General features: G+C 74.5%; 15 protein-coding genes. 3 read left to right on the top strand and 12 right to left on the bottom strand.

The window, feature by feature from the left end; translation table 11 throughout:
- Nucleotides 1-26: 26 nt before the first annotated feature.
- From hemB to ABT263_RS00555, 7 genes are all read right to left on the bottom strand, one after another.
- On the bottom strand, nt 27-1,007 hold the full coding sequence (gene hemB, locus ABT263_RS00585; RefSeq protein ID WP_352286196.1) for a porphobilinogen synthase: 981 nt from the start codon (nt 1,005-1,007) through the stop codon (nt 27-29).
- A 78-nt stretch (nt 1,008-1,085) separates the two neighbouring features.
- On the bottom strand, nt 1,086-2,753 hold the full coding sequence (locus tag ABT263_RS00580) for a bifunctional uroporphyrinogen-III C-methyltransferase/uroporphyrinogen-III synthase (protein ID WP_352286194.1): 1,668 nt from the start codon (nt 2,751-2,753) through the stop codon (nt 1,086-1,088).
- Nucleotides 2,750-3,763, bottom strand: coding sequence for a hydroxymethylbilane synthase (gene hemC, locus ABT263_RS00575; protein ID WP_352286192.1), 1,014 nt, complete (start codon nt 3,761-3,763; stop codon nt 2,750-2,752). The genes ABT263_RS00580 and hemC overlap by 4 nt, the downstream gene beginning before the upstream one ends.
- Before the next feature lie 41 nt (nt 3,764-3,804).
- Complete coding sequence (locus ABT263_RS00570) at nt 3,805-5,139, bottom strand: glutamyl-tRNA reductase (protein WP_352286190.1); 1,335 nt, start codon at nt 5,137-5,139, stop codon at nt 3,805-3,807.
- 100 nt (nt 5,140-5,239) lie between these two features.
- A complete protein-coding gene (locus tag ABT263_RS00565; RefSeq protein WP_329488305.1) occupies nt 5,240-6,139 on the bottom strand; it encodes a redox-sensing transcriptional repressor Rex in 900 nt (299 codons plus the stop codon).
- A gap of 101 nt (nt 6,140-6,240) precedes the next feature.
- On the bottom strand, nt 6,241-6,984 hold the full coding sequence (locus tag ABT263_RS00560) for a 3'-5' exonuclease (protein WP_352286188.1): 744 nt from the start codon (nt 6,982-6,984) through the stop codon (nt 6,241-6,243).
- Between the two features lie 150 nt (nt 6,985-7,134).
- Nucleotides 7,135-7,419: a glutaredoxin family protein gene (locus ABT263_RS00555; RefSeq protein WP_329488307.1), complete on the bottom strand. Its 285-nt coding sequence runs from the start codon at nt 7,417-7,419 to the stop codon at nt 7,135-7,137.
- A gap of 151 nt (nt 7,420-7,570) precedes the next feature.
- On the opposite strand from ABT263_RS00555, the gene ABT263_RS00550 reads away from it, so the two are divergent.
- From ABT263_RS00550 to ABT263_RS00540, 3 genes are all read left to right on the top strand, one after another.
- The gene (locus ABT263_RS00550; protein WP_352286186.1) at nt 7,571-8,587 is read left to right on the top strand and encodes an HAD family hydrolase; all 1,017 of its coding nucleotides are present in this window, start codon (nt 7,571-7,573) and stop codon (nt 8,585-8,587) included.
- Nucleotides 8,588-9,091: 504 nt separating this feature from the next.
- Nucleotides 9,092-9,976, top strand: coding sequence for an ECF subfamily RNA polymerase sigma factor, BldN family (locus ABT263_RS00545; protein ID WP_352286184.1), 885 nt, complete (start codon nt 9,092-9,094; stop codon nt 9,974-9,976).
- Between the two features lie 280 nt (nt 9,977-10,256).
- Nucleotides 10,257-11,555 carry a DUF5667 domain-containing protein gene (locus ABT263_RS00540; RefSeq protein WP_352286182.1) on the top strand — a complete coding sequence of 433 codons (1,299 nt, stop codon included), beginning with the start codon at nt 10,257-10,259 and terminating at the stop codon, nt 11,553-11,555.
- A 202-nt stretch (nt 11,556-11,757) separates the two neighbouring features.
- On the opposite strand, the gene ABT263_RS00535 is transcribed toward ABT263_RS00540, so the two are convergent.
- The 5 genes from ABT263_RS00535 to ABT263_RS00515 form a co-directional block, all read right to left on the bottom strand.
- Entirely contained in the window at nt 11,758-12,768 is a 1,011-nt protein-coding gene (locus ABT263_RS00535; protein ID WP_352286180.1) for a lysophospholipid acyltransferase family protein, read from the bottom strand.
- Nucleotides 12,769-12,775: 7 nt separating this feature from the next.
- Nucleotides 12,776-13,870, bottom strand: a complete 1,095-nt coding sequence (locus ABT263_RS00530; protein ID WP_352286386.1) for an NAD-dependent epimerase/dehydratase family protein — start codon at nt 13,868-13,870, stop codon at nt 12,776-12,778.
- 147 nt (nt 13,871-14,017) lie between these two features.
- Nucleotides 14,018-14,116 carry a 30S ribosomal protein bS22 gene (locus ABT263_RS00525; protein ID WP_003948845.1) on the bottom strand — a complete coding sequence of 33 codons (99 nt, stop codon included), beginning with the start codon at nt 14,114-14,116 and terminating at the stop codon, nt 14,018-14,020.
- A 190-nt stretch (nt 14,117-14,306) separates the two neighbouring features.
- A complete protein-coding gene (locus ABT263_RS00520) occupies nt 14,307-14,516 on the bottom strand; it encodes a helix-turn-helix domain-containing protein (protein ID WP_148644250.1) in 210 nt (69 codons plus the stop codon).
- 226 nt (nt 14,517-14,742) lie between these two features.
- Nucleotides 14,743-15,939, bottom strand: a complete 1,197-nt coding sequence (locus ABT263_RS00515) for an acetoin utilization protein AcuC (RefSeq protein ID WP_352286178.1) — start codon at nt 15,937-15,939, stop codon at nt 14,743-14,745.
- Nucleotides 15,940-15,959 lie beyond the last annotated feature (20 nt).

The following is a 15,959-nucleotide window of genomic DNA, read 5'->3' as shown; positions in this document are numbered from 1 at the left end:
GGCCTCCGTCGTGCTCACGGCTCCGACTACTTGATCATCGCGGCGGTTTCGAGCGCCCAGTAGGTGAGGATCTGCTCGGCCCCGGCCCGGCGGATCGAGGTCAGCGTCTCCAGGATCATCCGCTCCCGGTCGATCCAGCCGTTGGCCGCGGCGGCCTCGACCATCGCGTACTCGCCGGAGACCTGGTAGGCGACGACCGGCACCGGCGAGGCGTCGGCCACCTGGCGCAGGATGTCCAGGTAGGCCATCGCGGGCTTGACCATCACCAGGTCGGCGCCCTCGGCGACGTCCAGCTCCAGCTCGCGCAGCGACTCCCGGGCGTTCGCCGGGTCCTGCTGGTAGCTCTTGCGGTCGCCCTTCAGCGAGGAGCCGACCGCCTCGCGGAACGGGCCGTAGAACGCCGAGGCGTACTTGGCGGTGTAGGCGAGGATGCCGGTGTCCTGGTGCCCGGCCTCGTCCAGGGCCTTGCGGATCACCCTGATCTGACCGTCCATCATCCCGGACGGGCCGACCAGGTGGACGCCCGCGTCCGCCTGCACGCGGGCCATCTCGGCGTAGCGCTCCAGGGTCGCGTCGTTGTCCACGCTGCCGTCGGCGGCCAGCACGCCGCAGTGGCCGTGGTCGGTGTACTCGTCCAGGCAGAGGTCGGACATGACCACCAGGGAGTCGCCGACCTCGGCGACCACGTCCCGGATCGCCTGCTGCAGGATGCCGTCCGGGTTGGTGCCCTCGCTGCCGACCGCGTCCTGCACCGCGGGCACGCCGAACAGCATGAGGCCGCCCAGGCCCGCCTCGGCCGCCTCGACCGCGGCCTTGCGCAGCGTGTCGCGGGTGTGCTGGACCACGCCGGGCATCGACGACACCGGGACCGGCTCGCGCACGCCCTCGCGGACGAACAGCGGCAGGATCAGCTCCGCCGGGTGCAGCCGGGTCTCGGCGACCAGCCGGCGCATCGCCGGGGTCGAGCGCAGCCGGCGCGGGCGAACGTACGGGAATTCAGCGGACACGGCTTCTCTCTCCGAACGGTTGGGCGGCGCCGGGGGCGACGGTCGGCCGCCCCCGGCCCCGGTTGGTGGGCGCCGGCCTCAGCGCGCCTTGCGGCGCGAACCGGGACGGCGCTCGCTGGGCCGGTAGACCGGCTCGCCCGCCGCGGTCGCGGTGTCGCGACGCCTGGCCCCGAAGTCTGCCAGGGCCTGGGCCAGCGCGGCCGCCGACGGCGCCGGGGCCATCACGTCGACCCGCAGGCCGTGCTCCTCGGCGGTCTTGGCGGTGGCCGGGCCGATGCAGGCGATGACCGTGACGTTGTGCGGCTTGCCGGCGATGCCGACCAGGTTCCGCACGGTCGAGGACGAGGTGAACAGCACCGCGTCGAAGCCGCCGCCCTTGATCGCCTCGCGGGTCTCGGCCGGCGGCGGCGAGGCGCGCACCGTCCGGTAGGCCGTCACGTCGTCGACCTCCCAGCCCAGCTCGACCAGGCCGGCGACCAGGGTCTCGGTCGCGATGTCGGCGCGCGGCAGCAGTACCCGGTCGATCGGGTCGAACACCGGGTCGTACGGCGGCCAGTCCTCCAGCAGCCCGGCGGCGGACTGCTCGCCGGACGGCACGAGGTCCGGCTTCACGCCGAAGTCCACCAGGGCCTGCGCGGTGGTCTCGCCGACCGCCGCCACCTTGATCCCGGCGAACGCCCGGGCGTCCAGGCCGTACTCCTCGAACTTCTCGCGGACGGCGCGCACCGCGTTCACCGAGGTGAAGGCGATCCACTCGTAGCGGCCGGTGACCAGGCCCTTGATCGCCCGCTCCATCTGCTGCGGGGTGCGCGGCGGCTCGACCGCGATGGTCGGCACCTCCTGCGGCACCGCGCCGTACGAGCGCAGCTGCTCGGAGAGGCCGGTGGCCTGCTCCTTGGTGCGCGGCACCAGGACGTTCCAGCCGAACAGCGGCTTGGTCTCGAACCAGGAGTGCGAGGCGCGGTGCGCGACCTGCTCGCCCACCACGGCTATCACCGAGGTCGCCGGGTCCACCGGGGCGGAGACCGGCGAGGGCAGTACCCGGGCCGCCTTGAGGTCCGCCGCGATGGTGGCCAGGGTGGCGGTGAAGGTGCGCTGGCGGGTGGTGGTGCCGGAGAGCGTCGCGCTGAGCGCCGACTCCGGCTTGCGGCCGTTGGAGACCAGCGCGTTGGCGGTGGCCGGCAGCTGGCCCAGGGTGGTGCGCACCACCAGGGTCGTCTCCGGCGCGCCCAGGTCCACCGGGCTGCCGGCGAGCAGCGCGGCGCCGTCCACGAAGCGGACGTCGGTACCGCCCACACCGCGCAGCGGGACACCCGCGTAGGCCGGCACGCCGACCGACTGGGCGACGCCCGGGATCACCTCGAAGTGGATGCCGTGGCCCGCGCAGCCGAGCATCTCCTCGGCGGCGCAGCCGTCCAGGCCGGGGTCGCCGTCGACGGTGCGCACGACGTGCTTGCCCGAGCGGACCGCCTCGGCGACCAGCTCGGCCAGGTCGAACTCCGGGCCCTCGGCGCCGGGGGTGTGCACCTGCACACCGGCCGGACAGTGGCTGCGCACGGCGGCGGCGGTGAGCGGGTCGGCGACCAGGACGTCGGCCGAGGACAGCACCTCGACCGCGCGCAGAGTCAGCAGGCCCGGGTCCCCGGGGCCCGCGCCCAGGAAGGTGCACCGGCCCGCGGCGGGCGTCCCGCCCGGGAAGGGGCTGTCGGCCGGGAACGGCGTCTCGGTGGCGGCGGTGGGGCTCATCGGGCTCGCTCCCCCATCAGGGCGGCCGCGCCCGCGTCGAGCAGCCGGGCGGCCAGCGCGCGGCCGAGGGCCGCCGCCTGCCGCTCGGCGGTCTCGTCGAGGACGATCGGACCGTTGGCGGACATCTTCAGCAGGGTGGCGCCGTCGACGGTGCCGACCACGCCCTCCAGCCGCAGTTCGTACTCGTGGCCCCAGGTGGCCAGCGCGGCGACCGGTGCGGAGCAGCCGGCCTCCAGGGTGGCCAGCAGGGCGCGCTCGGCGGCGACCGCGGCCCGGGTGGGGGCGTGGTCGAGGGCCGACAGCGCGGCGGCCAGCTCACCGTCGGCGCGGGCGCACTCGATGGCGAGCGCGCCCTGGCCGGGTGCCGGGAGCATCAGCTCCGGGTCGAGGTGCTCGGTGACCTCGGCGGCGCGGCCGAGCCGGTTCAGGCCGGCGGTGGCCAGCACCACCGCGTCCAGCTCGCCGGAGGCCACGAAGCCGATCCGGGTGTCCACGTTGCCGCGGATCGCCACCGTCTCGATCTGGGCGCCCCGGCCGCGGGCCCAGGCGTTGAGCTGGGCCATCCGGCGCGGGGAGCCGGTGCCTATCCGGGCGGTGCGCCCGGCGCCGGCCAGCTTCTCCACCAGCTCGTCCAGGGCCAGGCCCTCGCGCGCCACCAGGGCGTCGCGAGCGTCCTCGCGCGCGGGGACGGCGGCCAGCGCCAGGCCCTCGGGCTCGGCGGTGGGCAGGTCCTTCAGCGAGTGCACGGCGAAGTCGATCCGGCCCTCCAGCAGCGCGTCCCGCAGGGCGGAGACGAAGACGCCGGTGCCGCCGATCTGCGCCAGCGCCTCCTTGGAGGTGTCGCCGTAGGTGGTGATCTCCACCAGCTCGACGGGGCGCCCGGTGACCCTGGCCACCTCGCGGGCGACCATGCCCGACTGGGCCATGGCGAGCGCGCTGCGCCGGGTGCCGAGCCGCAGCGCTGCTGCGGTGGCGGCCGGGGCCTGGTCGGTGAGCGGTTGACCATTCATGAGGTGATCGTCCCGGTGGTACTCGTGGGATGGCTGACGGTTCATCTGGCGCCCCCGCCCGAAGGCTGGGTGCCGATCGGGGTGCCCGAGACCGCGTGCACGGCCGCCGGGTCGAGGTCGAACAGCTCGCGCAGCGCGTCCGCGTAGGACGCGCCGCCCGGCTCGGCGGCGAGCTGCTTCACCCGCACGGTGGGGGCGTGCAGCAGCTTGTCGACGACACGGCGGACGGTCTGGGTGATCTCGGCGCGGGACCGCTCGTCCAGGGCGGGCAGCCGCGAGTCGAGACGGCCCAGCTCGGCGGCGACCACGTCGGAGGCCATCGCCCGCAGCGCCACCACGGTCGGGGCGATCCGGGCGGCCCGCTGGGCGGCGCCGAAGGCGGCGACCTCGTCGGCGACGATGCCGGAGACGGCGTCGACGTCGCCCGCGCCGGGGGTGGCGGCGTGGGCCTGCGAGAGGCTCTCGAGGTCGACCAGGAGCGCGCCGGGCAGCTCGTGCACGGCGTGGTCGACGTCCCGCGGCATGGCGAGGTCGAGCAGGGCCAGCGGGGTCCCGCCGGCGCGGGCGGCGACCGCCGCGGCGACGTCCTCGGCCCCGATCACCACGCCGGCCGCGCCGGTGCAGGAGATCACCAGGTCGACGTCGGCCAGCGCCTCGGGCACCTTGGCCAGCTCGACCGTCCGCGCCACGTCGGCGCCGAGGATCTCGACCAGGCGCTCGGCGCGCTCGGGCGTCCGGTTGGCGACCAGCAGATCGGTGACGCCGGCGCGGACCAGCGTGGCGGCGGCCAGCGAGCTCATCGAGCCCGCCCCGACCACCAGGGCGCGCTTGCCCGCGATCTCGCCCGCGCCGGCCGCGACCTGCTCCAGGCCGAAGGTGACCAGCGACTGGCCGGCCTTGTCGATTCCGGTCTCGCTGTGCGCCCGCTTGCCGACCCGCAGGGCCTGCTGGAACAGCTCGTTCAGGCCGCGCCCGGCGGTGTGCTGCTCCTGGGCCTTGGCCAGCGCGTCGCGCAGCTGGCCGAGGATCTGCCCCTCGCCGACCACCATCGAGTCCAGGCCGCAGGCCACCGAGAAGAGGTGGTGGACGGCGCGGTCCTCGTAGTGGACGTAGAGGTGGGAGGTCAGCTCCTCCAGGTCCACCCCGCTGTGGTGGGCCAGCAGCAGCGACAGCTCGGCGACGCCGGCGTGGAACTTGTCCACGTCCGCGTACAGCTCGATCCGGTTGCAGGTGTTCAGCAGCGCCGCCTCGGCGACGGTCGCGGTGGCCGCCGCGTCGTGCAGCAGCCGGGTCGGGACGTCACCGGTCAGGGCGGCGCGCTCCAGCACGCCGACCGGGGCGGTGCGGTGGCTCAGGCCTACGACGAGGAGGCTCATGCCCGCCCCCCGGTGCCACGGATCCCGCACCGCACGCGCCCGGCCCGCTGCGACCGACGACCGCTCCGCACCACGCGCACCTTCCCGATGGTTCGCTCGCTCACGCCGGCATCACCGCGGAGAGCTCGCCCTCGCCGCCGGCCTTGCCGGGCTTGGCCTTCGCCGGCGCCTCGTCGTCCTTGGCCGGCTCGGCGGCCGGACGGGCCTTGCCGGAGCCGGCTGCGGCGCGGCGCAGCTTGGCCGCGGCCGCGCGGACCGGGCCGGGGGCGCGGTCCAGCACCGACTCGGTGCGGTCCGGCTCCTCGCCCGCCTTGCGCTGCTCGTGGAAGGCCAGGATCTGCAGCTCGATGGAGAGGTCCACCTTGCGCACGTCCACGCCGTCCGGAACGGTGAGCACCGTCGGGGCGAAGTTCAGGATGCTGGTGACACCGGCCTCGACCAGGCGGTCGCAGACCTGCTGGGCGGCGCCGGGCGGGGTGGTGATGACGCCGATCGAGACGTGCTGGTTCTCCACGATGGACTCCAGTTCGTCCATGTGGCGCACCGGCAGCCCGGCGGCGCTGCTGCCGACCACGGCCGGGTCGGCGTCCAGCAGGGCCGCCACCCGGAACCCGCGGGACGCGAAGCCGCCGTAGTTGGCGAGCGCGTGGCCGAGGTTCCCGATGCCGACGATGACGACCGGCCAGTCCTGGGTCAGGCCCAGCTCGCGGGAGATCTGGTAGACGAGGTACTCGACGTCGTAGCCGACGCCGCGGGTCCCGTACGAGCCCAGGTAGGAGAAGTCCTTGCGCAGCTTCGCGGAGTTCACGCCGGCGGCGGCCGCCAGCTCCTCCGAGGAGACGGTCGGCACGGAACGCTCGGAGAGCGCGGTGAGTGCCCGCAGGTAGAGGGGAAGGCGGGCGACGGTCGCCTCCGGGATGCCCCGGGCACGCGAGGGTCGGCGCGCGGCGCCCTGGTCGGGCGTCTGCGAACTGCTCTGTGGTGATCGGCCGATTGCCACGGTGCTCCTGTGGGTGAAGCTGGGCTTTGGCAGCCAGGCTATGCGTTTGTGAACGTGTGCACAAAGATGGTGTCCGATTTGTCCCCGCACAGTGATGCGCATCACGCCGACGAGTCCATAGCACCGGTCCCCGTCGGCACCGCCGCCGGGGGCTGCGCACCGGGCGGCCGGAGGCCGTACGGCGGCTCCCGGCGGAGCTGCGGGACGACCGCCCCGGCGGCGTCCGAGCGGGCCCGGCCCAGCCTCGGCCACGGCACCCGGGCCGCCTCGCGCAGGGGCGCCGCCCAGTCGTCGGGCGGGCAGGACGGCGCGTCCAGGCAGTGCCGGAGCAGCCCGGCGGTGGCCCGGGCGTCGCCCAGCGCGGTGTGCGCGGGGAACCGGCCCAGCCCGGCCGCCTCCGTGCAGGCCGCCAGGCCGAAGCCGCCCGCCTCCGACAGGTGCGCGCGGGCCAGCCGCATCGTGCAGAGCAGCGGGACGGGCGGCAGGGCCACCCCGATCCGGGCGAACTCGCGATCGAGGAAGGCGTGGTCGCAGGTCACGTGGTGGCCGACCAGCACCCGGCCGGCCAGCAGCTCCAGCAGCCGCGGCGCGACCTCGCGGAACCGGGGGGCGCCCTCCACGTCGGCCTGGGCTATCCGGTGCACATGGGTGGGGCCGACCGGACCGGCCGGATCCAGCAGGGTGCAGAACTCGCCCTCGGGGCGGAGCCGCTCGTCCAGCAGGACGACGGCGACCTCGACCACCCGGTGCCGCCACGGACTGCGACCGGTCGTCTCCACGTCCACCACCGCGAAGCCCCCGCCGGCTGCGGGCACGGGCGTCCCTGGGGTCGGACCGGGAAGCATGGCGGCACTCCTCGTGTGCTCAGCCCCCCATGGGCGCAGACGAGTTCGATCGTAAGCCGACGAACATCGCCGTTCCCAGGCCCGGTACGGGATTCTTCACAACGATTCGGCGAACCGCCCCCGCCGGTCGGCGGGGGCGGTCCGCCGCCGTCAGGCGCCGAGCGCGGCGCGCAGGCGGCGCTCGTCGACCCGCCAGAAGTCGTGCTGACGCCCGTCGATCAGGGTGACCGGGATCTGCTCCCAGTACGCGCGGTACAGCTCCTCGTCCTGGGTGATGTCCTTCTCCTCGAAGGTCGCGCCCAGCTCGCCGGTCACCCGCACGATCACCTCCCGGGCGTCGTCGCAGAGGTGGCAGCCCGGCTTGCCGACCAGGGTCACGGTGCGGTCGGCCGGCTCGGGGCTCTGGTTCTTGTCACGTCGCAGCAGTGGGCTCACCCCGCCATTGTGCGCCCGCCCCACACCGGCCCCGACGCCCGGCCGGCCCGGGCACCGCCCGCCGGGACCCGGCGCCGGACCGGTCGCTGTTCACCCGGTGGGCACGTCGCCGTCACGGCCCCTCCCGGCCCGGCTCGATATGCTCGACGGCATGGCCGTGCTCCGAAGGCTCACCCAGTCAAGGCGTTCCACCACCGAGCGGAACGCCCTGGCCGGCGAGGCCGCCGCCGAGGCCGCGGAGGCCGCCCTGCGGGCCGCCACGGACGCCCCGCACGACCCGGACGCCCCCGCCACGCCGACCGCCGCGCAGGCGGCGGCCGCCCCGGACGGCTCCGACGAGCGGCCCGCGAAGGCTCCCAAGGCACCCGCCGGCAACCACACCCCCGAGCGGGACGACCCGCGCGCCGCCGCCTTCTTCGACTGCGACAACACCATCCTGCGCGGCGCCGCGATCTTCTACCTCGGCGTCGGCCTCTACCGCCGCGGCTTCCTCACCCGCCGCGACATCGCCCGGTTCGCCTGGCAGCAGGCCTGGTTCCGGCTGCACGGCACCGAGGACCCGGACCACATGGCCGACGCCCAGCACACCGCGCTCGGCCTCGTCGCCGGCAAGCGCACCGCCGAACTCGAAGCCATCTGCGAGGAGGTCTTCGAGGAGGTCATCGCCGAGAAGATCTGGCCCGGCACCCGGGCCCTGGTCCAGATGCACCTGGACGCCGGCCAGCGGGTCTGGCTGGTCACCGCCGCACCGCTGGAGGTGGCCCGGGTGATCGCCCGGCGGCTGGGCATGACCGGCGCGCTCGGCACCGTCGCCGAGGCCCGGGGCGGCCTGTACACCGGCCGGCTGGTCGGCGACCTGCTGCACGGGCCCGCCAAGGCGGCCGCCGTCGGCGCGCTGGCCCGGCGCGAGCGGCTCGACCTGGAGCGCTGCGCCGCGTACAGCGACTCGGCCAACGACATCCCGATGCTCTCGCTGGTCGGCCACCCGTACGTGGTGAACCCGGACGGCGCGCTGCGCCGCCACGCCCGGGCCCAGGGCTGGCGGGTGCGGGACTTCCGGACCGGGCGCAAGGCGGCCCGGGTCGGGCTCCCGGCCGCCGCCGCGCTCGGGGTGGCCGCCGGGGCGACGGCCGCCGGCATCGCCCTGCAGCGCCGCCACCGCGCCTGAACCGCGGACCGGACCGGGGTGGGGGCCACGCCCGGCGGCCACCGCCGAACCACCCCCCTGCGAGGGTGACCGGCCGTCAATCCGTACACCGAACACGGCCCCCGTACGGGCTAACTCCCCTCCGCCGGCCGGGAGCCCGAAGAGCCTGAACGAAGCTGCCACTGGGTGACCGGTTCTGATCGTTCGTCAGAAGGGGAAAGTCGGGGATTACCAAGGCCAACCAAGGGGAAACCGGCCGTCCGACCGCCTAATTGGTCACCCGGTGCACATGTTCGATCACGTTGAGCCGGATGAACGATGACACGTTCGGTCAGTGTCAGCCGAATATGCACGCCATGTGGATCCCAAACGACCACTTCGACCACACGGTGTAGCTGTCATTGCACAAAGCGTTATTCTCTCCTGGATGCACGTCACCCACGCGCCCCGCTCGAACGGGCGGCGCGGGCGTGCTCTCCGCGCAGGCGGAGGTGATCCGTCCACAGTTCTGCCTCTGGGAGTCCCGTGTACCCACCCGTCCGGAACGACGCGCCTGCACCCTCCCGCCCGTCGCCCGCCACCCTGCGCTCCCGCACCAGCCTGCGCGGCCGCCCGGCCTCGGCCCGGCAGATCTCCACCGGCCTGGACCTGCTGCGCACCCTGCTCCGCAGCCAGCTCGCCACCTCACCCCAACTGGTGCCCGCCGGAGTCCCGTTCGGCCAGCAGCCGCAGCCGGCCGGTCTCGCCCTGCGCACCACGGCCGCCGGCTCCACCGGAACCGGCTCGCGCGGACGGACCGGAGCCACCGGCAGCAGCGGCCGCAGCCGGGCACGGACGGCCCCGGCCCCCGGCTACGAGACCGAGCACAACCCGATCATGGAGCTGGTCGAGCGGGCCCAGGCCGGCGAGAGCGACGCCTTCGGCAGCCTCTACGACCACTACGCGGACACCGTCTACCGCTACATCTACTACCGGGTCGGCAGCCGGGCCACCGCCGAGGACCTCACCAGCGAGACCTTCCTCCGCGCCCTGCGCCGGATCGGCACCTTCACCTGGCAGGGCCGCGACTTCGGCGCCTGGCTGGTGACCATCGCCCGCAACCTGGTGGCCGACCACTTCAAGTCCAGCCGGTTCCGGCTGGAGGTCACCACCGGGGAGATGCTCGACTCCAACGAGTGCGAACGCAGCCCGGAGGACTCGGTGCTGGAGTCGCTCTCCAACGCGGCGCTGCTGGACGCGGTGCGGCGGCTCAACCCGCAGCAGCAGGAGTGCGTCACGCTCCGCTTCCTGCAGGGGCTCTCGGTGGCCGAGACGGCCCGGATCATGGGCAAGAACGAGGGCGCCATCAAGACGCTCCAGTACCGCGCGGTACGGACGCTGGCCCGGCTGCTGCCGCCCGACGCGCGGTGAGCGGCGCGAAGACCGGGGGCGGTGCCGCGGACGGCACCGGCGAGATATCCGGCGGGCCGTCACCGACGGCGGCGGTCCGACACGTCCGGGTGAACGGTCGATCCGATGATCAGCCGTGCGTAACCGACCGCCCGCACCGCTCGTTGGCCAGCGTGCAAGCCTCCACCAGGCGTACGGTCAAGTCGAATTGCGACCTCTCACCCGATGGAGTGGCTTTGGCCCGCCGAGGCAACCGTCCGGCAGGCCGGGGTGTCGACAACGACGAAGGGAGGTGTGGCCCGTGACGGCAAACGTGCTGGAGCACCGGCGGGCGAAGGCCTTCGCCGAGGCGCTGGAGGCCCACCAGGCAGAGGAACGCGGCGCCGCCGGTTCCGCGGCGGCCAACGCCGCTTCCACCGGCGCCGGTTCGACCGCGATGGCGGAGCTGGTCGGCATGGTCGGCGCACTCGGCGCGCTGCCCGGACCGGCACTGGACCAGGAGGTCCGAACGGTCCAACGCGCTCAGCTGATGGCCGCGTTCGAGCAGGTCTTCGCCGGTGGGCCGGGTGCCGCGGTGCCCCGCCAGCGCGGCCACCGGGCGGTCCGGACCGCCCCGCGCGGCCGCTGGAGCCGCCGGTTCGCGATCGGCGGCCTGGTCGCCGGGCTCGCCGTCGGCAGCCTCGCCGGCGCGGCCGCCGCGAGCGCCAACGCCCTCCCCGGGGACACGCTGTACGGCATGAAGCGCGGTCTGGAGGGGCTCCGGCTCGACCTCGCGGACACCGACAGCGAGCGCGGCGAGCTGCTGCTGGACAACGCGGCCACCCGGCTCGGCGAGGCCAAGAGCCTGGTCGGCCGGACGGACCCGGGCGGCTCGCTCAGCCCGGGCACCGTCGACCAGGTCCGCAGGGCGCTCGACGACATGCACGCCGACGCCCTCAAGGGCCGCGACCTGCTGCGCTCGGTCTACCGCAGCAACGGCTCGCTGGACCCGATGCGGGCCCTGGCCGGTTTCGCCCAGGACGAGGACGGCCACTGGACGGAGCTGCAGAGCAAGCTGCCGGTCCAGCTGACCTCGCAGGCCCACCTGGTGGACCAGCTGTTCGACGACATAAGCGAGGACGTCGCGCCCCTGCGACTGGCCCAGCCCCCCGCCAAGAGCGGTGGACCGGCCGGCAGCGGGGCGGGCGGCGGCGCGGGTCATCCGGCCGACGGCGGCTCGCAGGGCGACGCCCCGGCCGTCGGCGGCAACGCCGCACCGGGCGCCGGGACGGCCCAGGGCGGCGCGGGCAGCACGAACGGTGGCAAGCCCGGCAGCACCGAGCGGGCACCGTCCGCCGGGGCGAGCACGCCCGGTGGCGGCGCCGGTGCGCCCAGCAGCGCACCGAGCAACGCGGCGGGCGCGGTCGGCGGGCTGGTCGACAACCTCACCAGCGGGCTGACCGGTCAGAAGCCCTCGCCGAGCGCGGACCCGGCACCGGACCAGGCGGCCCCGCAGCCGTCCGGCTCGCCCAGTGCCGCGCCCGGCACGGCACCGCAGGGTGTCGACGTGCCGCCGCTGATCCCCGGGCTGCTGCCCGGTCTGCGGATCCTCGGCGGCTGAACGGGCTGCACCGGCTGCATCGGCTGAATCAGCTCGACCGGCCGGACGGGCCGATCCGGCCGAAATGCCGGACGGTCGACGGGCCGGTGGTGCGGTACGGCGTGAGCCGCCCCGCACCACCGGCCCCGCGACGCGGGAGGGGCCCGGCGGCATCCGCCGGGCCCCTCCCGCGTCCGTGCCTCACGGGCACCGGCGGACGGCCTCAGAAGAACACCGAACGCCGCTGCACCAGCAGCTTGTAGAGGGTGTGCTGGATGGTCTCGCGCACCTCGTCGGCGAGGTCGAAGGTCAGCATCGGATCGTCCGCCGCCTCCACCGGGTGGCCGTCGGTGGCGATCGGCTCGCCGAACTGGATCGTCCACTTGGTCGGCAGCGGCACCGCGCCGAGCGGTCCGAGCCACGGGAAGGTCGGCGTCACCGGCACGTACGGCAGCCCCAGCAGCCGGGCCAGCGTCCGGAAGTTGCCGATCATCGGATAGGTCTCCTCCGCCCCGACGATCGCGCAGGGGACGATCGGCACCCGGGCCCGCAGCGCCGAGGAGACGAAGCCGCCGCGCCCGAAGCGCTGCAGCTTGTACCGCTCGGAGAAGGGCTTGCCGATGCCCTTGAAGCCCTCCGGCCAGACCCCGACCAGCTCGCCGCGCTCCAGCAGCGCCTGGGCGTCCTCGTTGCAGGCCAGCGTGTGACCGGCCTTGCGGGCCAGCTCGTTGATGCCGGGCAGCACGAACACCAGGTCGGCGGCGAGCATCCGCAGGTACCGCCGGCTCGGGTGGTGGTCGTGGATGGCGACCTGGGTCATCAGGGCGTCCAACGGGATCGTCCCGGAGTGGTTGGCGACGATCAGCGCGCCGCCCTCGGCCGGGATGTTCTCGATCCCGCGCACCTCGACCCGGAAGTACTTCTCGGCGAGCGGGCGCAGCAGCGAGAGCAGCACCTCCTCGGTGAGCTCGCGGTCGAAGCCGAACTCGTCCACCTCGTAGTCACCGGTGACCCGGCGGCGCAGGAAGGCGAGGCGCTCGGCGGCCCGGCCCTCCCAGCCCTTGCCGAACAGCCGGGTGGCGGCCGGGCCGAGCCGGCCGGCCAGCGCCCCGCCGACGGCGTCGGCGAGCTGGTCGGCCAGGCCGGCGGGGCGGTCGGGCTCGCTCCAGCTCGGCGCGGACTCGATCGGGATGACCTTGGCCTGGCCCGGCGCGTTCTCGGCAGCGGCACTCATCGCGGGTTCAGCTCCTGGGTCGGCTGGCATGGGAACGGGCGGCCCGCGCGTACTCCGGCCCGAGCAGCGCGGCCAGCCCGTCGGTGACGGCGGCGAGCCGCGCGGGCGGCAGCAGGCCGGCGGACTGGGCGGCGGCGAAGTCGGCGAAGGCCTGGGCGGTGGTGAACCGCGGCCGGTAGCCGAAGGTCTCGCGCAGCCGGGCGGTGTCCACCACCCGGCCGTGGGTGAGCAGCCGCAGCTGCTCCGGCGAGAAGTCGACCATCCTGGTCTGCCGGGCCAGCGCCGCCATCCAGCTGATCGCGGGCAGCAGCAGCGGCAGGGTCGGCCGGCCGAGCCGGCGGGCGCACTGGGAGAGCAGCAGGACGCCCTCCCCCGCCACGTTGAAGGTGCCGGTGTTGACGGTGTCCGGCTCCGGCGGCAGCGCCGCCCGGCAGAGCACCTCGACGACGTCGTCCTCGTGGGCGAACTGCAGCCGGGGGTCGTAGCCGAGGACGGTGGGCAGGACCGGCAGCGCGAAGTACTCGACGAGCGGGGTGTCCGCGCCGGGGCCGACGATGTTGGCGAACCGCAGGACGGTCACCGCGACGTCGGGGCGGCGGCGGGCGAAGCCGCGGACGTAGCCCTCGACCTCCACCGCGTCCTTGGCGAAGCCGCCGCCCGGCAGGTTCTTGGGCTGGGTCCGCTCGGTGAACACGGCCGGGTCGCGCGGCGCCGAGCCGTACACGCCGGTGGTCGACTTCACCACCAGCCGGCGCACTCCGGGGGCCTTCTGGCAGGCGCCGAGCAGCTGCATGGTGCCGATGACGTTGGACTCCTTGACCGAGGAGCGGTTCGTGGAGCCCAGTCCGGTGGCGCTGACGGCGAGGTGGACGACGGTGTCGACCCGGTGCTCGGCGATCACCCGGGCGACCGCCGGGCGGCGCAGGTCCAGCTGGTGGAAGCGGTACGGGGCGGCGGGGCCGTCCGGTTCCTCGACGGGGTGCCGGGGCGGCTGCACGTCCACGCCGACCACCAGGTCGACGTCGGGCCGGCGGCGGAGCTCCGCGACGAACCGGGCTCCGAGGTGGCGCGCCACGCCGGTGACGAGCACGACCATGCCCACAGTGCTGCACCCCATTCCTCGGCCTCGGCGGGCCTGCGTGCACCGTACCGCGCCGCCGTGGCGGGCCGTGAGACGACACCGCCCGCCCGGGCCACGAGGGCCTGGACGGGCGGTGGAAGCACCGGGCGCGCAGGGCGCGGCGGGCGCTTACTTCTTGTTGCGACGCTGCACGCGGGTGCGCTTCAGAAGCTTGCGGTGCTTCTTCTTGGCCATACGCTTACGACGCTTCTTGATGACAGAGCCCACGGAACAACCCTCGCTCACTGAGACTCCCGTCCGTGAGAGACGGAGTCCATACGACTGACGGAGGGCCTAGCCTACCGTCCACGCGGCCAGGGCCGTAATCGTGCTCCCCGGACCGGGAAACTCGCGGGAAATCCGCGGCAAACGAGCGCGGGGGCCACCGGCTGTGACCCCCGCCCACGTCAGCCGAGTCCTACGCGCTTTCGAGCCGCACGTAGGACTCCTTGAGGTACTCGTGCACCGCCTGCTGGGGCACCCGGAAGGACCGACCGACCCGGATGGCCGGCAGCTCTCCGCTGTGCACCAATCGGTACACCGTCATCTTCGACACCCGCATGACCGCGGCCACTTCGGCCACGGTCAGGAAGACGACTTCCTGCAGGGGGCGTTCGCCGGAACTCATGACCATCACCCGACCCTTACCCGTGTGCAAGGCACCGGCTTCCCCTCCGGTGACTCCACCGGCACACGTGTATCCCCAGAGTAGTTATGGGTGGTACCAGTGGGAAGAGGGAGAAGCCCAGTCCTCGTACGGTGAGAGATAGTCCTGTTGCATTACGTAGTCACTCGGCGGTCTGTCGCAGGGGTCGTGCGCACCGCCCGGCGCCTCCACAACCGGGGGCCGGGGTTCAGGGCAGCAGGCCGTGGTGCGGCAGCACGGCGCGGCGGCTGGCCAGGATCGCCTGGTCGAGGCGGTCGGCCGGATCGTATCCCGCGTCGAAGTCCCGCCAGACCGGCCGGGCGCCGTCGGTCATCCGCAGCGGGGCCGGCCGGCGGGTGCGCCGGTAGACCTCGGCGCGCCAGGCCTCCGGGGTCTCGGTGGCCGGGTCGACGGACCGGCCGGCGGCGATCGCGACCAGATGGGTCCAGGTCCGCGGGACGACGTCCACGACGGCGTACCCGCCGCCGCCCAGGGCGATCCAGCGGCCGTCGGCGTGCTCGTGGGCCAGGGTGTGCAGTTCCTCGGCGATCATCCGCTGGGCGTCCACGGTGACGGCGAGGTGGGCGAGCGGGTCCTCCAGGTGGGTGTCCGCGCCGTGCTGGGTGACCAGCACCTGCGGGCGGAAGGCGGCCAGCAGTTCGGGCACCAGGGCGTGGAAGGCGCGCAGCCAGCCGGAGTCACCGGTACCGGCCGGCAGCGGCAGGTTGGCCGCCGAGCCGGGCGCGGCCGGGCCGCCGGTCTCGGTGGCCCAGCCGGTCTGCGGGAAGAGCGTCGCGGGGTGCTCGTGCAGCGAGACGGTGAGCACCCGGGGGTCGTCCCAGAACGCCTGCTGGACGCCGTCCCCGTGGTGGACGTCCACGTCGACGTAGGCGACCCGCTCGGCGCCGAGTTCGAGCAGCCGGGCGATGGCGAGCGCGGGGTCGTTGTAGATGCAGAAGCCGGACGCCCGGGCGGGCATCGCGTGGTGCAGTCCGCCCGCGAAGTTGACGGCGTGCGGGGTCTCGCCGCGCCAGACCGCCTCGGCGGCGGCGACCGACTGCCCGGCGATCAGCGCGGAGGCGGAGTGGACGGCGGGGAAGGCCCAGTTGTCGTCGGTGCCGAGCCCGTGCCGCAGGTCCACCTCCTCGGGGTGGGCGGCCGCGTGCTTGACCGCCGCGACGTACTCCCGGGTGTGCACCAGCCGCAGGGTGGAGTCGCCGGCGGGCGGTGCGGACCGGACGGTGACGCCGGGCCCCGCGCTCAGCCCGAGGGACTCCACCAGGCGCATGGTGAGCGCCAGCCGGTCCGGGTCCATCGGGTGGCCGGGACCGAAGTCGTAGGCGGTGACGGCCTCGTCCCAGAAGAGGTGCAGGCCGCAGGGGGTGTCACGCTCGGCTTCGGGCATGGCGTCCACGGTAGTGCGTG

It is taken from the genome of Kitasatospora sp. NPDC001603, from assembly GCF_040298365.1.
Taxonomy (GTDB): Bacteria; Actinomycetota; Actinomycetes; order Streptomycetales; family Streptomycetaceae; genus Kitasatospora.
The sequence above is the reverse complement of the archived record's forward strand: the minus strand, read 5'-3'. Positions and strand labels throughout refer to the sequence as shown.